The 13,980-nt window shown below is 67.7% G+C and carries 14 protein-coding genes; 4 read left to right on the plus strand and 10 right to left on the minus strand.

Annotated features, from left to right (window positions below):
• Positions 1-51: 51 nt before the first annotated feature.
• Positions 52-1,437, minus strand: a complete 1,386-nt coding sequence (locus ACFWUR_RS24145; RefSeq protein WP_378909759.1) for a class II 3-deoxy-7-phosphoheptulonate synthase — start codon at positions 1,435-1,437, stop codon at positions 52-54.
• A gap of 156 nt (positions 1,438-1,593) precedes the next feature.
• Between ACFWUR_RS24145 and ACFWUR_RS24150 the strand changes: the two genes are divergently transcribed.
• Positions 1,594-1,968, plus strand: a complete 375-nt coding sequence (locus ACFWUR_RS24150) for a hemophore-related protein (RefSeq protein WP_378909760.1) — start codon at positions 1,594-1,596, stop codon at positions 1,966-1,968.
• Positions 1,969-2,016: 48 nt separating this feature from the next.
• Here the strand turns inward: ACFWUR_RS24150 and ACFWUR_RS24155 are convergent, their stop codons facing one another.
• Both ACFWUR_RS24155 and ACFWUR_RS24160 read right to left on the minus strand, forming a co-directional pair.
• Positions 2,017-3,210, minus strand: a complete 1,194-nt coding sequence (locus ACFWUR_RS24155; RefSeq protein ID WP_378909762.1) for a sensor histidine kinase — start codon at positions 3,208-3,210, stop codon at positions 2,017-2,019.
• Positions 3,207-3,863 carry a response regulator transcription factor gene (locus ACFWUR_RS24160; protein WP_378909822.1) on the minus strand — a complete coding sequence of 219 codons (657 nt, stop codon included), beginning with the start codon at positions 3,861-3,863 and terminating at the stop codon, positions 3,207-3,209. Before ACFWUR_RS24160 ends, ACFWUR_RS24155 begins: the two co-directional genes overlap by 4 nt.
• Positions 3,864-4,005: 142 nt before the next feature.
• Here ACFWUR_RS24160 and ACFWUR_RS24165 point away from each other — a divergent pair, with 142 nt between their 5' ends.
• Positions 4,006-4,503 (plus strand): polyadenylate-specific 3'-exoribonuclease AS, encoded by a 498-nt coding sequence (locus ACFWUR_RS24165; protein WP_378909823.1) that lies wholly within the window; start codon positions 4,006-4,008, stop codon positions 4,501-4,503.
• 55 nt (positions 4,504-4,558) lie between these two features.
• Here the strand turns inward: ACFWUR_RS24165 and ACFWUR_RS24170 are convergent, their stop codons facing one another.
• The 4 genes from ACFWUR_RS24170 to ACFWUR_RS24185 all read right to left on the minus strand — a co-directional run bounded on the left by ACFWUR_RS24170 (position 4,559) and on the right by ACFWUR_RS24185 (position 9,019).
• Positions 4,559-6,184: a cytochrome bc complex cytochrome b subunit gene (locus ACFWUR_RS24170; protein WP_378909763.1), complete on the minus strand. Its 1,626-nt coding sequence runs from the start codon at positions 6,182-6,184 to the stop codon at positions 4,559-4,561.
• On the minus strand, positions 6,181-7,320 hold the full coding sequence (locus ACFWUR_RS24175) for a ubiquinol-cytochrome c reductase iron-sulfur subunit (protein ID WP_378909765.1): 1,140 nt from the start codon (positions 7,318-7,320) through the stop codon (positions 6,181-6,183). Before ACFWUR_RS24175 ends, ACFWUR_RS24170 begins: the two co-directional genes overlap by 4 nt.
• A gap of 148 nt (positions 7,321-7,468) precedes the next feature.
• Positions 7,469-8,344 carry a c-type cytochrome gene (locus ACFWUR_RS24180; protein ID WP_378909766.1) on the minus strand — a complete coding sequence of 292 codons (876 nt, stop codon included), beginning with the start codon at positions 8,342-8,344 and terminating at the stop codon, positions 7,469-7,471.
• A 60-nt stretch (positions 8,345-8,404) separates the two neighbouring features.
• Complete coding sequence (locus tag ACFWUR_RS24185) at positions 8,405-9,019, minus strand: heme-copper oxidase subunit III (protein WP_378909768.1); 615 nt, start codon at positions 9,017-9,019, stop codon at positions 8,405-8,407.
• A 179-nt stretch (positions 9,020-9,198) separates the two neighbouring features.
• Here ACFWUR_RS24185 and ACFWUR_RS24190 point away from each other — a divergent pair, with 179 nt between their 5' ends.
• Positions 9,199-9,615 carry a hypothetical protein gene (locus tag ACFWUR_RS24190; RefSeq protein ID WP_378909769.1) on the plus strand — a complete coding sequence of 139 codons (417 nt, stop codon included), beginning with the start codon at positions 9,199-9,201 and terminating at the stop codon, positions 9,613-9,615.
• Positions 9,616-9,705: 90 nt separating this feature from the next.
• A complete protein-coding gene (trpD, locus tag ACFWUR_RS24195) occupies positions 9,706-10,767 on the plus strand; it encodes an anthranilate phosphoribosyltransferase (protein WP_378909770.1) in 1,062 nt (353 codons plus the stop codon).
• 11 nt (positions 10,768-10,778) lie between these two features.
• On the opposite strand, the gene ACFWUR_RS24200 is transcribed toward trpD, so the two are convergent.
• From ACFWUR_RS24200 to ACFWUR_RS24210, 3 genes are all read right to left on the minus strand, one after another.
• Entirely contained in the window at positions 10,779-11,054 is a 276-nt protein-coding gene (locus ACFWUR_RS24200; RefSeq protein ID WP_101463603.1) for an Lrp/AsnC family transcriptional regulator, read from the minus strand.
• A gap of 4 nt (positions 11,055-11,058) precedes the next feature.
• Complete coding sequence (locus tag ACFWUR_RS24205; RefSeq protein ID WP_378909771.1) at positions 11,059-11,664, minus strand: hypothetical protein; 606 nt, start codon at positions 11,662-11,664, stop codon at positions 11,059-11,061.
• 77 nt (positions 11,665-11,741) lie between these two features.
• Positions 11,742-13,658 carry a DEDD exonuclease domain-containing protein gene (locus tag ACFWUR_RS24210; RefSeq protein ID WP_378909773.1) on the minus strand — a complete coding sequence of 639 codons (1,917 nt, stop codon included), beginning with the start codon at positions 13,656-13,658 and terminating at the stop codon, positions 11,742-11,744.
• Positions 13,659-13,980: the final 322 nt, after the last annotated feature.

Consider the following 13,980-nt stretch of genomic DNA (forward strand, 5'->3'; position numbering starts at 1 on the left):
TCGACGGGACCGCCAGGGCCGCGAACGCGAGCGTGCCAGCGCTCCACCAACTCAGCGCAGCATCTCCGCGACCAGGAACGACAGTTCCAGCGACTGCTGAGTGTTCAGGCGGGGGTCGCAGGCGGTTTCGTAGCGGCCACCCAGATCCAGATCGGAGATGTCCTGGGCACCACCGAGGCATTCGGTGACGTTCTCCCCGGTCAGCTCGATGTGCAGGCCACCGGGATGGGTGCCCAGGGCGTGGTGCACCTCGAAGAAACCCTGGACCTCGTCGACGATGCGGTCGAAGTGGCGGGTCTTGAAGCCGGTGGACGACTCGTGGGTGTTGCCGTGCATCGGGTCGCACTGCCAGATGACCTGATGGCCGGTGGACTGCACCTTCTCGATGATCGGGGGCAGCACGTCGCGCACCTTGCCGTTGCCCATGCGGGCGACCAGGGTGAGTCGGCCGGGCTCGTTGTTCGGGTCGAGCCGCTCGACGTATTCCACGGCCTGCTCCGGCGTGGTGGTCGGCCCGATCTTGAGGCCGATCGGGTTGGCCAGCAACTCGGCCAGCGCGATGTGGGCGCCATCGAGCTGGCGGGTGCGCTCACCGATCCACAGGAAGTGCGCGGACAGGTCGTAGAGCAGCGGTTCACCGGTTTCGCTCTCGCTCAGCCGCAGCATCGCGCGCTCGTAGTCGAGGACCAGCGCTTCGTGCGAGGCGTAGATGCGCGCGGTCTTCAGGCTCGGATCGTTGACCTGGCAGGCGGCCATGAAACGGAGCCCGCGGTCGATCTCCTCGGCGAGGGTCTCGTAGCGCGCGCCCGCGGGCGACTGGGCGACGAAATCGCGGTTCCAGTCGTGCAGGCGGTGCAGGTCGGCGGTGCCCGCGCTGGTCAGGGCGCGTACCAGGTTCATCGCGGCGCTCGCGTTGGCGTAGGCGCGGACCAGGCGGGAGGGGTCGTGGCGGCGCAGCGCCTGATCGGCGACAAGGGAGTTGACCATGTCGCCGCGGTAGGACGTGAGTCCGAGCGCGTCGGTGTCGGACGAGCGCGGCTTGGCGTACTGGCCCGCGATCCGCGCCACCTTCACCACCGGCATGCTCGCGCCGTAGGTGAGCACCACGGCCATCTGCAGCAGCGTGCGGATATTGCCGCGGATGTGGGGTTCGGTGTTGTCGGCGAAGGTCTCCGCGCAGTCACCTCCCTGCATGAGGAAAGCTTCACCGCGGGCGACGGCGGCCAGCTGCCCCTTGAGGTCTTCGACCTCGGCGGGCAGGCAGATCGGTGGCACGCTCTCCAGCACGGTGCGCATGGTGGCGGCCTCGTCGGCGTCCCAGGACGGTTGCTGCAGGGCGGGCCGGGCCAGCGCGGCGTCTAGGCGGCCACGCAGTTCGGCGGGCAGCGGCGGCAGTTCCGGCAGGCGGTCAATGGGTACGTCGACGGTCCAGGTCACCAGTCAAGAATACGTACCCGGCGTGCGGGCACCTACCCCCGGGCCGCTCCATCCGGTCGCCGCCGCGCTTCCTCACACCGGGCAAACGGGCAGGTTGGTGGACTGGCGTATGGGTCACGACACCGCGACCACACCATCAGAGAAGGTCTGTCGAACATGAACTGGAAAATGCCCCAACGCACGCCTGTCCGTATCGGCCTGGTGACCGGCTTCACCGCACTCGCCGCCGCGAGCACCATCGGCGTGGCGGCCGCCGCACCGGCCGAACGATCCCATCCGATACTCGACACAACCTGTTCGGTGGAACAGATCGAAGCCGCCGCCCTCGTCCACGCGCCCGCCCTCGCCGCGAGGATGGCTCAGCACCCAGAGCATCGGGAGAAACTCGCGGAACTGCTGGCGAAGACGCCCGAGCAGCGACGCGCCGCCGTCGAGCAGCGACACGGCGAGCATGCCGGACATCACGGCGGCGAGCGCGCGGGACTGCACACCGGGATGGTCGAAGTATTCGCGGTCTGCGGCAGCTACTGATCCCACGGTGGGTCGGTGACCGCGTATCGGTAGTGAGCAGCCCGCGAACTATCGGCTGAGGCCGGTCTTCGAGGTTCCGCCGGCGGGCAGTGACACCGTGATGATCAGTCCGCCGGCGGGATCCGCGGCCGCGTGCACGGAGCCACCGTGCGCGTGTGCCACCGACCGAACGATAGACAGCCCCAGACCTGCACCCCGTCGCGCGGCCGGGTCGTCGGCGCGACGAGTGATCGCGGACGCGCGGCGGAACGGCTCGAACAAGCCGTCGAGCTCGAACACCGGCACCACCGGCCCGGTGTTCACGACAATCAGCCGGGCGAATCCGTCCGCACTCTCGCAGCGGATGCGCACCCGGCCGTCGGGCACGTTGTAACGCACCGCGTTGTCGACGAGGTTGTGCACCAGCCGTTCCAGCAGGATCGGGTCGCCGTCGACCGGCGCTGGGTCCACCGAGCAATCCAGGGTGACGCCGACCGCGGCAGCCGCACCGGCGCTCGAACCGGCAACGTGGCGAGCGAGATCGGCGAGATCGCAGCGCCGGTGCTCGGTGAGCAGTTGCTCGCTCGAAACCAGCAGCAACAGCCCCTCGATGAGGCGTTCGTGCCGTCCGTTGACCTCGAGCAGGGTCTGGCCGAGCTGACGCAGCGACGCGGGCGGATCGGGCCGGTCCAGCGCCACCTCGATCAAGGTGCGATTGATCGCCAACGGCGTGCGCAGTTCATGGGAAGCGTTGGCGACGAAGCGCCGCTGGCCGTCGAAAGCGCGATCGAGCCGCTCCAGCATGGCGTCGAAGGTGTCGGCGAGATCCTTGATCTCGTCGGGAGGCCCTTCCAGCGCGATCCGCTCGTGCAGGCTGCGGTCGGCGACCCGGCGCGCCGTCGCGGTGACCCGCTGCAGCGGCGCGAGTGCCCGCCCGGCAAGCAGCCAACCGAAGCCCGCCGCCGCGATTCCGACCACCGCGAGTGCGGTCAACGACGAGACCAGCATCGCCCGCAGGACTTCGCGACGCTCCTGTTCGGCCTGCGCGGCGATGGCCTGGGCCAATTGATCAGCGGCCGGCATCCGATCGCCCAGCGCCAGATGCTTGCTGATGATCATGTGCGTGGCCGCCACGGGCCGCGCCTCGAGCCATTGCTCGAGCGAGAGGTACATCAGCGCGATCAGCACCGCGCCGGCCACGAAGAACGACCCCGCGTACAACAGCGTCAACCGCAGGCGAATGGTCGAGCGCGAGTTGCTCATCGGATCCGATAGCCGATACCCGGCTCGGTCTCGATCAACGCCGGTTCCCCGAGTTTGCGACGCAACATCATGATCGCGTACCTGACCACGCCGGTGAAGGGGTCGATGTTCTCGTCCCATGCCTTCTCCAACAGCTGTTCGGTCGACACCACTCCCCCGTCGGCGCGCATGAGCTCACCGAGCACCGCGAACTCCTTGCGCGACAAGGCGATCGGCACACCATCACGGGTGAGCGCGCACCGGTGCACGTCCAGGCGCAGACCGGCGCGCGTGAGGGTGGGCGGAATCGCGGGCCGAGCACGACGCCCGAGCGCCTGTACGCGCGCGACCAGTTCGGCGAACGCGAACGGTTTGGTGAGGTAGTCGTCGGCACCGAGGCCGAGCCCGGTGACCCGCTCGCGAACCGCGGTCGCCGCGGTCAACATCAGCACCCGGCTGTCCACCCCGTGCTCGATCATCCAGGCGCACACCTCGTCACCGGTAGCGCCCGGCAGGTCGCGATCGAGTACGACGACGTCGTAGTCGTGCACCGGCACCCGTTCCAGTGCGGCATCACCGTCATAGACGACATCCACCGCCATGGCGTAGCGGCGCAATCCCGTGCCGATCGCGTCGGCCAGTACCATCTCGTCTTCGACCACCAGCACCCGCACCCGGGTCATCCTGCCCGGCGAAGCTGTTGGTTCGCTGTGAGGGCGAATGTTCGCGGTACCCGGACCCGTGCGTCCAGCAGGTCGGCTGTCGACATAGGGTTTCGATCGACCAGCACCCCACCGGCACGAAGAGGCGATCTCCCTGCGATATTTCTATGATTCGGAATTCATCGAGGACGGCTCGACGATCGACCTGATCTCGATCGGCGTCGTCTGCGAGGACGGCCGCGAATACTACGCGGTCTCCACCGAATTCGATGCGAAGCGGGCCGGGCCGTGGGTGCGCAAGCACGTGCTGCCGAAGCTGCCGCAGGCCGGATCGCCGCTGTATCGCACGAGGGAACAGATCCGCGACGACCTGTTCAAGTTCTTCCTGCCGCGACCGAGTGTGCAGCCGGAACTGTGGGCCTGGGTCGGCGCCTACGACCACGTCGCGCTGTGCCAGCTGTGGGGTGACATGACCGCCCTGCCCAAGGGCATGCCGCGCTACACCAACGAACTGCGCCAGCACTGGGCGGTCAACGGCAGCCCTGCCCTACCGCCCATCCCCGACGACGCCCACGACGCGCTCGCCGACGCTCGCCACAACCTGGCCAAGTTCGAGGCCATCGAGACCTACCGGCGCACCCCGCGCCTATAGCACGAAGGCCCCGAGTCGAATTCGACTCGGGGCCTTCGTGCTTCGTGCTGTGCGGTCAGTGACCGGACCGCTCGTCGTTGTCGTTGGCGATCGCCTGCTGTTCGGCGAGAACGGCGAGCATCCGGTGCTCTTCGTTCTCCTCGATCTCGACCCAGGCCTCGCCCTCGGCCTTGGGATCGGCCCTGAGGAAGCTGCCGGTACCCGGCTTGCCCGCCGAACCCAGCTTGTTCATCTTCTTGGGCACCGGGGCGCCCTGGTACTCCAGCGGGATGGCGTGGCCGTGTGCGTCGACCCCACCCAGCGGCTGGTGGATCTCGATGTACTCACCGTGCGGCAGGCGCTTGATCACACCGGTCTCGATGCCGTGCTCGAGCACCGCCCGGTCACTGCGCTGCAGGCCGATGCAGAACCGGTAGGTGATGAAGTACGCCAGCGGCGGCAACAGCAGCAGGCCGATACGACCGATCCAGGTGGTCGCGTTCAGCGAGATGTCGAACTTCAGCGCGATGATGTCGTTGACACACGACAGCGTCAGGATCACGTAGAACGTGATGGCCATGGCGCCGATCGCGGTACGGACAGGCACGTCGCGCGGACGCTGCAGCAGGTTGTGATGCGCGGTGTAATCGTTGGTGAGGCGCTTCTCGATCCACGGGTAGGCGATCAGCAGGGTGAACACCAGGCCCATGACCAACGCCACCCAGAACGCCGCCGGAATCGTGTACCGACCCAGGTAGAGCTCCCAGGCAGGCATCAGGCGAGCCATGCCGTCGGTCCACATCATGTAGAAGTCGGGCTGCGAACCCGCTGACACCTGCGACGGGTTGTACGGACCGAGGTTCCACACCGGATTGATCTGCAGGACACCGCCCATGATGCCGACGATGCCGAGGGTGAACGCGAAGAACGCGCCCTGATCGGCGGCGAACACCGGGATGATGCGCGCGCCGACCACGTTGTGCTCGGTGCGGGCCGGGCCGGGGAACTGGGTGTGCTTCTGGTACCAGACCAGGGCAACGTGCGCACCGATCAGCGCCAGGATGATGCCGGGCAGCAGCAGCACGTGCGCGATGTAGAGGCGCGGGATGATGATGTCGCCGGGGAAGTCGCCGCCGAACATCAGCCAGTGCATCCAGGTACCGACGACCGGGACACCGATGGTGATGCCCGAGAACGCGGCCCGCAGACCGGTACCGGAGAGCAGATCGTCGGGCAGCGAGTAGCCGAAGAAGCCTTCGAACATCGCCAGGATCAGCAGCAGCGAGCCGATCACCCAGTTCGCCTCACGCGGCTTGCGGAACGCGCCGGTGAAGAAGATGCGGAACAGGTGGATGATGATCGACGCCGCGAACAGCAGGGCCGCCCAGTGGTGGATCTGCCGGACGAACAGACCGCCGCGCACCTCGAAGGAGATGTTGAGCGTGGTCTCGTAGGCCCGCGACATACCCACGCCGCGCAGCGGCTGGTAGGCGCCGTCGTAGACCACATGGGCCATCGACGGGTCGAAGAACAACGTCAGGTACACACCCGACAGCAGCAGGATGATGAACGCGTAGAGCGCGATCTCACCCAGCAGGAACGACCAGTGGGTCGGGAAGACCTTGTTGATCGATCGCTTCATGAACGCGGCGGCGCGATACCGCTCGTCCATCTCATTTGCCTGATTGGCCACAACGCTCATGAACGACGCTCCCAGAAGGCCGGGCCGAGCGGCTCGATGAAGTCGCCCGCGGCGACCAGGAAGCCCTCGGAGTTGACGGTGATCGGCAGCTGAGGCAGTGCGCGGGCGGCAGGACCGAAGACCGGCTTACCCCACTCGGTCGCGAGGAACTGCGACTGGTGGCAGGGGCACAGGATCCGGTTGGTCTGCTGCTCGAACAGCGAGGTGGGGCAGCCGAGATGGGTGCAGATCTTCGAGTAGGCGAAGTAGTCGCCGAAGTTGAAGCTCTCCTGGCCCTTGCGCTTGATCGCCTTCTCGGCGTCTTCGGTGCGCAGGCGGATCAGCATCACGGCGTTACGGATGCCGCGCAGCGACTGCAGGGTCTCGTGCGAATCCCCGCGCCACTTCTCTTTCCACGGGAACACGGTCTCCATCGAGCCGGCGTCGAGGTCTTCCGGACGCACCAGCACGATGTCTTCCGGGCGACCGGTGTCGCGGCGGATGTAGATGGTCTCGCCCGGGTAGTCCGGGGTCCAGCCCGAGACCCACAGCGGCGACTTGTCGCCCTTGGCCCACGGGTTCTTCACCATGCCGCCGATGAACACCAGCGCGGCACCGATACCGAGCACGCCGACACCGGCGCCCGCGGTACCGAGCATCATCTTGCGGCGACCGAGGGTGGAGGTGTCGAGGGCGTCCTGCAGCTCCGCGGCCAGGGTGCGACGCTCGACCTCGTCGGACGGGCCGTCGTGGCGCTGCTGGATCGAGATCTCGGCGGGAATGAACTTCTTGCGGATCAGCACCACTGCGACACCGATGACCAGCACCGAGATGCCGAAGGTCAGGCCGATGAGCGGGGTGAACAGCGAGTAGGCGGCATGGCCTTCGTCGCCGTAGCCCTTCCACTCCCACGGCCAGAACAGGAAGACACCGATGAGCGCGGCGGCGGCCAGGCCCGAGATCGCGAACCAGAACGTGACCTCACGTTCGGCGCGCTTCTCGGCCTTGGTGCCCGGCACCGGCCACCGCTCGTTGCGGTAGACGACATCGACGTCGTCGCGATTGGTGCCGAGCTCGACCAGCTCGTCACGCGACATCGCGTCCAGTTCGTCTTCGGTGGGTTCGCGACCCATGTCGCTGTGCTCCTGTCCACTCATGAGCTGTATCCAATCGGCCATGCCCCGGCGCCCTGCGTGGTTACGCGAGCTGCCGCCTCCGGGCGCTGACGGTTCATGGCTGTGTCCATCGGCCATGAACCGGCGCCCTGCGTGGTTACGCGAGCTGCCGCCTCCGGGCGCTGACGGTTCATGACCGGGATCCGATCCACATCGCGGCGCCGACGACGGCGGTGATGCCGATGACCCAGATGGCGAGGCCTTCCGTGGCCGGACCGAATCCGCCGAGATCCCAGCCGCCGGGGGCCTTCTCCTCGGCGGAGTTCTTCACGTAGGCGACGATGTCGCGCTTCTCCTCCGGCGTCAGCTGCCGGTCGGAGAACTTGGGCATGTTCTGCGGGCCGGTGACCATCGCCTGGTAGATCTGCTGCTCGTTGGCCTCGGCCAGCGGCGGCGCGAACTTGCCGCCGGAGAGCGCACCACCACGACCGGTGAAGTTGTGGCAGGAGGCGCAGTTCATGCGGAACAGCTCCGAACCACGGCCGAGGTCGTCACCGCGCAGCGATTCCTGGGCGATCTCGCCATTGGCATCGCGGATCACCGAGGGACCGCCACCGTTGGCGGCGACGTAGGCGCCGAGCGCGTCGGTCTGGTGCGCGTCGAACTTCACCGGCTTGCGCACTGCCTGGGCGCCGTTGACGGCCATCGGCATGCGCCCGGAGGAAACCTGGAAGTAGACCGCGGCCTCACCGACACCGATCAGGCTCGGACCGCGATCGGCGACACCTTGCAGGTTCGCGCCGTGGCACGTGACACAGGAGGTGTCGTAGAGCTGCTTGCCCTCGCGGATGAGCGCGGACTGGTCCTCGTTCGCGGTGGCGACCTGCGCCTGCGGGGTGAGCGCGGTAGCCAGGAAGCCGGCTCCGACCAAGCCGATCATCAGCGCGAGAGCACCCGCGATACGACGACGCGCGCGACGCTGTTTACGCGCCTGCTGTGCGGCCTGAGCGGCCTGCCCGCTGCCGGGGCCGGCGGGCTCTGGGGCCGACGGGGGAGATGAACTCATCTGTGTCCCTTTGGAGTAGACGGAACCGACTTGTGCAAATGCTTAGGAGTGCGCGGCGCGCTAACGGACGAAGTAGATCGTGGCGAACAGCCCGATCCAGACGATGTCGACAAAGTGCCAGTAGTACGACACCACGATCGCGGCGGTGGCCTGGGCGGGCGTGAACTTGCTCAGCGTGGTGCGGACGAGCAGGAACACGAACGCGATCAGACCTCCGATCACGTGCAGACCGTGGAAGCCGGTGGTGATGTAGAAAACCGAGCCGTAGGAGCTACCGGCGATCGTGGTTCCCTCCTGCACCAGGCTGTAGTACTCGTACCCCTGGCCGGCGACGAAGAACGCGCCCATCAGCAGAGTGATCGTGTACCAGCGGCGCAGGCCGAACACGTCACCCTTCTCGGCGGCGAAAACACCCATCTGGCACGTGAACGAGGATGCGATCAACACGGCTGTCACCGGAATCGCGAGCGACATGTTCAGATGAGTCGGCGCCGGGGGCCAGAAGCCTTCCGGCGCTTGCGCGCGCGCAACGAAGTACATGGCGAACAGGCCCGCGAAGAACATCAGCTCGCTCGACAGCCAGATGATGGTTCCGACGCTGACCATGTTGGGCCGGTTCAGCGAATGCACACGCTGAGTAATGGCCGATCCTGGGGTGCCTACTGCGGTCGTCACGGGGTAAGTATGACTCTTCGTAGTACGACACATGTACCCGGGTACGAAAGTTTGTGGCGCAAGTCGGAAAACCCACGCACAGAGGGGGTCCAAGACCTCCGTCGGCGTGTTGGCGACGATCGCGCGACAACACATTGTGACAGCGTTGGATGTGGATAGGCTGAGACGAGGAGGCAGCGATGGTCGTGGTGCGGATGTGGCGGCGGCTGTTCGGCGGGTCGGCGCAGGAGTTGGACCCCTTGCGCGACGACCTTGTCGTGGTCGCATCGAGTTTCGACGACGCCGAGGCGTGTTCGACCGCGCTGGATCGGGCGAAGGCGCTGGATCGGGAGGCCGACGCGGTGTTGCGCCATCATCTGCGGCTACCCGCCGAGCAGCTCGAGTCCGCGTGCGAGATCGCCGGGTACGACGGCTACGAACGCGCCGAGGCCGCCGCGACCGCGCAGGAGTTGGTGCCGATCATCTTGCAGCGGGTGCAACGGCTCGACCCGCTGAGCTGTTCGCAGGAGCGCTCGCGGATGGCCGGGCTCGCACAGCGCCACGACGGCGTCGCCGACGGCTGGGACGCGCTGCAGCCCCCGCGCATCGCCCCGTAAACTTGCCCGGCGGCGCACATGACCTTGCGCTCTCTCCGTGCGCCCGATCTACAGTGGCGCAACGGTGTCGTCGAAGGAGAAACAGAGCAGATGAGCGTGCGCAGCTGGCCCCAGGTGCTCGGAACCCTCGCCGACGGAGGCGACCTGGCCGCGGACGACACCACCTGGGTGATCGACGAGATCTTCACCGATGGCGCCACCGCGGCCCAGATCGCGGCGTTCGGGGTCGCCATGAAGATCAAGGGCCCGACGCCGACCGAACTGGCCGGCATGGTGGCCGGGATGCTGGGGCACGCGCGGCTGGTCCGCATCGACGGCGACGCGGTCGATGTCGTCGGCACCGGCGGCGACCGTTCGGGGTCGGTGAACATCTCGACCATGTCCTCGGTGGTGGTGGCCGCGGCCGGGGTGCCCGTGGTCAAGCACGGCAATCGGGCGGCGTCGTCGAAGTCCGGCGGTGCCGATGTGCTCGAAGCGTTGGGAGTGAAGCTCGCGCTGGGGCCCGAGTCGGTGGCGCGGTCGGTGCGCGAGGTGGGGATCGGTTTCTGCTTCGCGCCGCTGTTCCACTCCGGGCTGCGGTTCGCCGGTGCGGCACGCAAGGAGATCGGCATTCCGACCGTGTTCAACGTGTTGGGGCCGCTGACCAATCCGGCGCAGCCGCGCGCCGGGCTGATCGGGTGCGCGTTCGCCGACCTGGCTCCCGTGATCGCGGGGGTGTTCGCGGCGCGCGGGTCGAGCGCGCTGGTGGTGCGTGGGCGTGACGGGCTCGACGAGATCACCACCTCCGACCTCACCGATATATGGGTGGTCAGTGGTGGACGGATTCGGCAGACGGTGCTCGATCCGACGCGGCTCGGCATCGTCCGGGTGGACCTGGACGAGCTGCGCGGCGGGGATGCCGAGGTCAACGCCCGCGTGGCGCGCGATGTCTTCGCGGGAACGGCCGGGCCCGTTCGTGACGCGGTGCTGCTGAACTCGGCCGCGGCGATCGTGGCCTACGACCTCTCGCGCGGGGCCGGTGACGTGGATTCCGATCTGGACGCGGCGCTGGCGGGCGGGCTCGAGCGCGCCGCCGCCGCGGTGGACAGCGGGGCGGCGGCGAAACTGCTGCAGAGCTGGGCCGAACTCACCCAGGTGCTCGACGAGCGCTGAACCCGAAAGGGCTACTCCCCCAGCGAGAATCCGGCTTCCACGTCGGCGCTGGAATAGGACTTGAAGGCGATGTGGGTGGTGGTGCGGACCACGCCGTCCACCTTGTCGATGCCCGCGGTGACCACTTCGGCGATGCGCGCGTGGTCGCGCACGCGCACGATCGCGATCAGGTCCACGTCGCCGGCGCAGGAGTACACCTCGGCAACTCCTTCGGTATCGGCGAGGGCCTGCGCGGTCTCGGGGATGCGCGAGTTCTGCGCCTGGATCATCACGATCGCGGTAATCATGGGATCACTCTAGAACTTCGAGCCGCTCGGTGGCCGCTTTGAACCGTCGCATCAGCTCATAGCTCTTCACGCCGGGCGCCGATTCCACCGAACTGGACACGTCGACGCCGAACGGGTGGTGCCGGGCGATCACCGCGGCCACATTGTCCGCGTCGAGCCCGCCTGCCAGGACGACGCGGCCCCGCTGTGCGCGCACCCAATCCGGGAACTCTTCGAAGACGCCGGAACCCGCACTGGCGTCGTAGAAGAAGTATTCGCTGGTCTGCTCGGGTTTCGGCGGGGTCGCCGAGCAGTAGGCCAGGTTGGGCAGGTCGACCCACCGGTAGAGCTGGACGACGTCGAACGCGTCGGCCACCTCGGCGACCTCGCTCACCTCGAGTGCGACGGCGAAGGTGGTGATGCGTCCGCGCGCGTAGTCGGCGAGCGCGCGTGCCTGATCGGGAGTGCGGTACCGCTTGCTCTTCGTGGTCACCATGACCCCGATCGCGGAGTACCCGAGCTCGACCGCCCAGTCGATCTGCTCCTCGGTGGTCAGCCCACACACCTTCACGAACATTCGCCGCGGCTCCTTCTCCTCATGGCCCGCCACCGTGCACGGATCGGTGTCCATGATCCAGGATGCCGACGTCGCTCTGCCGGGTAGTGCCTCGACCAGGGTCGAGCGTCCACCGCCCGGCTCCGGCCACATCATCGTTCGGCGAGGTACTGCTCCTGTTCGCTCCTGGTGGTCGCGGCGGCCCGCGCGAGCTGCGCCCAGCCCACCCAACGCGCGGCACCGTGCAGCGGTTCGCAGTAGCCGTCGCTGGTTCGCACGATCCGGGCCCCTGGTTTGGCGAGCCACCGGGCGATGACCCCGACTTCTTCCGGGGGTGCACCACGCAGCGGCGGGATGTCGTCGTCGGACGCGACAATCGCGCCGTCGGTGGCAGGCGCCTGCGGATCGGTGTCGGTGCGTGCACCGGGCGCGGTGTCGGATGTCGCGCACCCGGTAGGCGCCGTGGCGAGGACCGCGACGGTGGTGGTGTCCTCACGGGCGACCCGGCCGCGCGAGGTCGCGGCGCCCGAATCCGGGATCACGGTTTCGGCGGCGGCGACGATCTGGTCGACGACAGCCATCGGCGGGGTGCCGCGCGGGGCGGTTCCCGCGGCGGCGAGGCGGCCGTAGCGGATGACGGAGAACTCCCAGCCGCCCGCACCGTCGGGCAGCGCGACGATCAGTTCGGCGAGGCGGGCCATGGCGGCCAGGCGCTGGGTGCGGTGCAGCTTGGTGACGACAGTGGCGGTGCGGTCGCGAAGGCGGGCAGCGGCTTCGAAATGCTGGGCGGCCGAATATGTTTCGATGCGATCGATCATCGCGCGCAGCAGGGTGTCGGCGCGCCCGGTGAACAGGTCGCGGACCGCGGCCACGGCTGGGGCATAACTCGCCGCGTCGAGGTCACCGTCCAGGCGTGCGGCGGGGCAGCCGCCGACGGCGGCGGGTGGGCAGGTGTGTTTCGCCGTGCGGGTGAGGCGGGTGGCGCAGGTTCGCGTCCCGGCGAATTCTGCGATCGTCGAGGCCACATCGACCGCATCGATCCGAGAATTGAACGGCCCCAACGCTGTTCGACTCGGGGTGCGCACTGCTACCAGCCGGGGGAAAGCCTCGTCGCTGAGCGTGAGCCACCACCCACGCCGGGGGAACTTCGAGCGGCGGTTGTACGGCGGCGCGTGCGCGGCGAGCAACCGCAATTCACGGACCCCCGCTTCGAGACCGTGTGCGCACACCACATGGTCGACCCGAATCGCCAGTGCCACCATCTCTTTCATGCGGCCACGGGTTTCCGAACCGGTGAAGTAGTTGCGTACGCGTCGGCGCAGATTCACCGCCGTCCCTATATAGAGGACTTCCTCCGACGGACCACGGAAGAGATAGACCCCGGGCACGGCGGGCAGGTCGGTCGCGAAAGTGCGTTTGGCGCGCTGGGTTCCGGTGACGCCGGGCAGATAGTCGAGGAGCTCGGTCAGGCTGTGTACACCCTGATTGCCGACCCGCCCGATCAGCGCGTGCAACACGTCGACGGTGGCGCGGGCGTCGTCGAGCGCGCGGTGTGTCGGTGTCGTCGACGCACCGAGGATCTGTGCCAGCACCCCGAGCCGCGCCGAGGGCGCCTCGTCGCGCGTGAGCACCCGCCGCGCGAGTTTCACCGTGCACAGCACCTGCGGATTGGGCCACGCGATGTCCTGACTCGCCGCGGCGGCCTTGAGGAAAGCGATATCGAATCGCGCGTTGTGCGCCACCAGCACCGCCCCCGCCGCGAATTCGAAGAACCCCGGCAACACCCCCTCGATCCCCGGCGCCTCGTACACCATCGCCGTGGTGATCCCGGTGATCTGCACGATGGCGGGCGGGATGGCGTACCCCGGATTCACCAGTGTCGCGAACTCCCCCAGCACCTCTCCGCCACGCACCTTCACCGCCCCGATCTCGGTGATCGCGTCCCGATCAGCGCTGGTCCCGGTCGTTTCGAGGTCGACGACGACGAAAGTGGTGGCGTACAGCGGAGTATCGAGTTCGTCGAAGGCCAACTGCCGAGCGGCAGCCGGGACAGCACGGGGGTCGGGCACGGCCAGCAGCGTAGGACGAGGGTCCGACAAGCTCGCCGGACCGGACCCGGCCACCCGACGGCAGAGTCGGACGAGCGGTCGGCCCCCCTCGACATCTCGTCCGAACACCCGGGATCGCCCCTGCCCGTGATCTTCGGAGCCGATCATTCGGCGCGAGACTCTCGTTCCGATGCGAACAAAATGACCGAGATCAAACTACTTCGTGACCGGGCTCACACGTTTTCGGAATTCACATGAATTACTCAGATTTCAATGGGCAATCGGCCTTACCGATCTCCGCGCGCCGCGACTTACGGCGCGCCGCCCGCGAGGCGGGCAGCCG

Source organism: Nocardia sp. NPDC058633, assembly GCF_042717045.1.
Classification (GTDB): domain Bacteria; phylum Actinomycetota; class Actinomycetes; order Mycobacteriales; family Mycobacteriaceae; genus Nocardia.

Excerpts from the sequence above, each read along its gene's own strand:
- ACFWUR_RS24190 (WP_378909769.1), top strand. The coding sequence starts at position 9,199 with ATGGTCGTGGTGCGGATGTGGCGGCGGCTGTTCGGCGGGTCGGCGCAG.
- ACFWUR_RS24175 (WP_378909765.1), bottom strand. The coding sequence starts at position 7,320 with ATGAGTGGACAGGAGCACAGCGACATGGGTCGCGAACCCACCGAAGAC.
- ACFWUR_RS24170 (WP_378909763.1), bottom strand. The coding sequence starts at position 6,184 with ATGAGCGTTGTGGCCAATCAGGCAAATGAGATGGACGAGCGGTATCGC.
- ACFWUR_RS24205 (WP_378909771.1), bottom strand. The coding sequence starts at position 11,664 with ATGGACACCGATCCGTGCACGGTGGCGGGCCATGAGGAGAAGGAGCCG.
- ACFWUR_RS24200 (WP_101463603.1), bottom strand. The coding sequence starts at position 11,054 with ATGATTACCGCGATCGTGATGATCCAGGCGCAGAACTCGCGCATCCCC.
- ACFWUR_RS24180 (WP_378909766.1), bottom strand. The coding sequence starts at position 8,344 with ATGAGTTCATCTCCCCCGTCGGCCCCAGAGCCCGCCGGCCCCGGCAGC.
- ACFWUR_RS24150 (WP_378909760.1), top strand. The coding sequence starts at position 1,594 with ATGAACTGGAAAATGCCCCAACGCACGCCTGTCCGTATCGGCCTGGTG.
- trpD (WP_378909770.1), top strand. The coding sequence starts at position 9,706 with ATGAGCGTGCGCAGCTGGCCCCAGGTGCTCGGAACCCTCGCCGACGGA.
- ACFWUR_RS24155 (WP_378909762.1), bottom strand. The coding sequence starts at position 3,210 with ATGAGCAACTCGCGCTCGACCATTCGCCTGCGGTTGACGCTGTTGTAC.